This is a genomic window from Chitinophaga dinghuensis (assembly GCF_003259435.1).
In the GTDB taxonomy this organism is placed as follows: domain Bacteria; phylum Bacteroidota; class Bacteroidia; order Chitinophagales; family Chitinophagaceae; genus Chitinophaga; species Chitinophaga dinghuensis.
Genome location: NZ_QLMA01000018.1, coordinates 1 through 4,328, shown reverse-complemented (window position 1 = coordinate 4,328; position 4,328 = coordinate 1). Strand labels below are relative to the sequence as shown.

The following is a 4,328-nucleotide window of genomic DNA, read 5'->3' as shown; positions in this document are numbered from 1 at the left end:
GACAGTGTGGTACTGCGTTGGACAATCGTAAATGGTAATTGTGCGGATACTTACGATGAAATGAGCATCGTGAACTTCGCAGACGCAGTGAAAGCGAATGCCGGTATCGACCAGAAAGCTTGCGCTCAGGCTACTCCGTTCACGCTCGACGGTAACACCGCTACCCCAGCTACCGCTATCGGCAGATGGACTGTAGTATATGGTGCTGCTAACTTTGGTACCTCTTCTATCAACGATCCTAAAGCTCAGGTAACTGTGCCTGTAGGTGACAGCGTGGTACTGCGTTGGACCATTACTAACGGCGTATGTGCGGATACTTACGATGAAATGAGCATCGTGAACTATGCAGAAGCTGTAAAAGCTAACGCTGGCATCGACCAGAAAGCTTGCGCTCAGACTACTCCGTTTACCCTGGATGGTAACACTGCTACCCCAGCTACTGCTATCGGCAGATGGACCGTAGTATATGGTGCTGCTAACTTTGGTACCTCTTCTATCAATGATCCTAAAGCACAGGTAACTGTAGCGGTAGGTGACAGTGTGGTACTTCGTTGGACCATTACTAACGGCGTATGTGCGGATTCTTACGATGAAATGAGCATCGTGAACTTCGCTGAAGCAGTGAAAGCTAACGCTGGTGCAGATCAGAAAGCTTGCGCTCAGACGACAGCCTTCACGCTCGATGGTAACACCGCTACTCCGGCTACTGCTATCGGCAGATGGACCGTAGTATATGGTGCTGCGAACTTTGGTACCTCTTCTATCAACGATCCTAAAGCTCAGGTAACTGTAGCAGTAGGTGACAGCGTGGTACTGCGTTGGACCATTACTAACGGCGTATGTGCGGATACTTACGATGAAATGAGCATCGTGAACTTCGCTGAAGCAGTGAAAGCGAATGCTGGTATCGACCAGAAAGCTTGCGCTCAGACGACTCCATTCACCCTGGATGGTAACACCGCTACCCCAGCTACCGCTATCGGCAGATGGACCGTAGTATATGGTGCTGCGAACTTTGGTACCTCTTCTATCAACGATCCTAAAGCTCAGGTAACTGTCGCTGTAGGTGACAGTGTGGTACTCAGATGGACCGTTACTAACGGCGTATGTGCGGATACTTACGATGAAATGAGCATCGTGAACTTCGCAGACGCAGTGAAAGCTAACGCTGGTATCGACCAGAAAGCTTGCGCTCAGACTACTCCATTCACGCTCGACGGTAACACTGCTAGCCCAGCTACTGCTATCGGCAGATGGACTGTAGTATATGGTGCTGCTAACTTTGGTACCTCTTCTATCAATGATCCGAAAGCACAGGTAACTGTGGCGGTAGGTGACAGCGTGGTACTCAGATGGACAATCGTAAATGGTAATTGTGCAGATACTTACGATGAAATGAGCATCGTGAACTTTGCCGAAGCTGTGAAAGCTAACGCTGGCATCGACCAGAAAGCTTGCGCTCAGGCTACTCCGTTCACACTCGACGGTAACACCGCTACTCCAGCTACTGCGATCGGCAGATGGACCGTAGTATATGGTACTGCTAACTTCGGTACATCTTCTATCAACGATCCTAAAGCACAGGTAACTGTAGCTGTAGGTGACAGTGTGGTACTCAGATGGACAATCGTAAATGGTAATTGTGCAGATACTTACGATGAAATGAGCATCGTGAACTTCGCAGACGCAGTGAAAGCTAACGCTGGTATAGACCAGAAAGCTTGTGCTCAGGCTACTCCGTTCACACTCGACGGTAACACCGCTACCCCAGCTACTGCTATTGGCAGATGGACTGTAGTATATGGTGCTGCTAACTTCGGTACCTCTTCTATCAACGATCCTAAAGCTCAGGTAACTGTAGCAGTAGGTGACAGCGTAGTGCTCAGATGGACAATCGTAAATGGTAATTGTGCAGATTCTTACGATGAAATGAGCATCGTGAACTTTGCCGAAGCAGTGAAAGCTAACGCTGGCATCGACCAGAAAGCTTGCGCTCAGGCTACTCCGTTCACACTCGACGGTAACACCGCTACTCCAGCTACCGCTATCGGCAGATGGACTGTAGTATATGGTGCTGCTAACTTCGGTACCTCTTCTATCAATGATCCTAAAGCACAGGTAACTGTAGCGGTAGGTGACAGTGTGGTACTGCGTTGGACCATTACTAATGGCGTATGTGCGGATACTTACGATGAAATGAGCATCGTGAACTTCGCAGACGCAGTGAAAGCTAACGCTGGTATCGACCAGAAAGCTTGCGCTCAGACTACTCCGTTTACCCTGGATGGTAACACTGCTACCCCAGCTACCGCTATCGGCAGATGGACAGTAGTATATGGTGCTGCTAACTTTGGTACCTCTTCTATCAACGATCCTAAAGCTCAGGTAACTGTAGCCGTAGGCGATAGCGTGGTACTTCGTTGGACCATTACTAACGGCGTATGTGCGGATTCTTACGATGAAATGAGCATCGTGAACTTCGCTGAAGCAGTGAAAGCTAACGCTGGTGCAGATCAGAAAGCTTGCGCTCAGACTACAGCCTTCACGCTCGATGGTAACACCGCTACTCCGGCTACTGCTATCGGCAGATGGACAGTAGTATATGGTGCTGCTAACTTTGGTACCTCTTCTATCAACGATCCTAAAGCACAGGTAACTGTAGCGGTAGGTGACAGCGTAGTACTCAGATGGACGATCGTAAATGGTAATTGTGCGGATACTTACGATGAAATGAGCATCGTGAATTATGCCGAAGCAGTGAAAGCGAATGCTGGTATAAATCAGAAAGCTTGCGCTCAGACGACAGCCTTCACGCTCGACGGTAACACCGCTACTCCAGCTACCGCTATCGGCAGATGGACCGTAGTATATGGTGCTGCTAACTTCGGTACCTCTTCTATCAACGATCCTAAAGCTCAGGTAACTGTAGCGGTAGGTGACAGTGTGGTACTCAGATGGACGATCGTAAATGGTAATTGTGCAGATACTTACGATGAAATGAGCATCGTGAACTTTGCCGAAGCAGTAAAAGCAAATGCTGGTGCAGATCAGAAAGCTTGCGCTCAGGCTACTCCATTTACCCTGGATGGTAACACCGCTACCCCAGCTACCGCTATCGGCAGATGGACTGTAGTATATGGTGCTGCGAACTTCGGTACCTCTTCTATCAATGATCCTAAAGCACAGGTAACTGTAGCCGTAGGTGACAGTGTGGTACTCAGATGGACGATCGTAAATGGTAATTGTGCGGATACTTACGATGAAATGAGCATCGTGAACTTCGCCGAAGCAGTAAAAGCAAATGCTGGTGCAGATCAGAAAGCTTGCGCTCAGGCTACTCCGTTCACGCTCGACGGTAACACCGCTACTCCAGCTACTGCGATCGGCAGATGGACAGTAGTATATGGTGCTGCTAACTTCGGTACCTCTTCTATCAATGATCCTAAAGCACAGGTAACTGTAGCAGTAGGTGACAGCGTGGTACTCAGATGGACGATCGTAAATGGTAATTGTGCGGATACTTACGATGAAATGAGCATCGTGAACTTCGCAGACGCAGTGAAAGCGAATGCCGGTATCGACCAGAAAGCTTGCGCTCAGACTACTCCGTTTACCGTCGACGGTAACACTGCTACCCCAGCTACCGCTATCGGCAGATGGACTGTAGTATATGGTGCTGCTAACTTCGGTACCTCTTCTATCAATGATCCTAAAGCTCAGGTAACTGTAGCGGTAGGTGACAGCGTAGTACTCAGATGGACGATCGTAAATGGTAATTGTGCGGATTCTTACGATGAAATGAGCATCGTGAATTATGCCGAAGCAGTAAAAGCTAACGCTGGCATCGACCAGAAAGCTTGCGCTCAGACGACTCCGTTCACACTCGACGGTAACACCGCTACCCCAGCTACCGCTATCGGCAGATGGACAGTTGTATATGGTGCTGCTAACTTCGGTACCTCTTCTATCAATGATCCTAAAGCTCAGGTAACTGTAGCAGTAGGTGACAGCGTGGTACTTCGTTGGACCATTACTAACGGCGTATGTGCGGATACTTACGATGAAATGAGCATCGTGAACTTCGCAGACGCAGTGAAAGCTAACGCTGGTATCGACCAGAAAGCTTGCGCTCAGACGACTCCGTTCACACTCGACGGTAACACCGCTACCCCAGCTACTGCGATCGGCAGATGGACAGTTGTATATGGTAACGCAAACTTCGGTACCTCTTCCATCAACGATCCGAAAGCACAGGTAACTGTAGCAGTAGGTGACAGCGTGGTACTCAGATGGACCATTACTAACGGCGTATGTGCGGATTCTTACGA

Annotated in this window: 1 protein-coding gene; it reads left to right on the top strand. The window is 49.1% G+C overall.

Features of this window, described 5'->3' with window-relative positions:
* On the top strand, positions 1-4,328 hold a 4,328-nt coding region (locus CLV59_RS29075), incomplete at both ends, for a hypothetical protein (protein WP_170137958.1).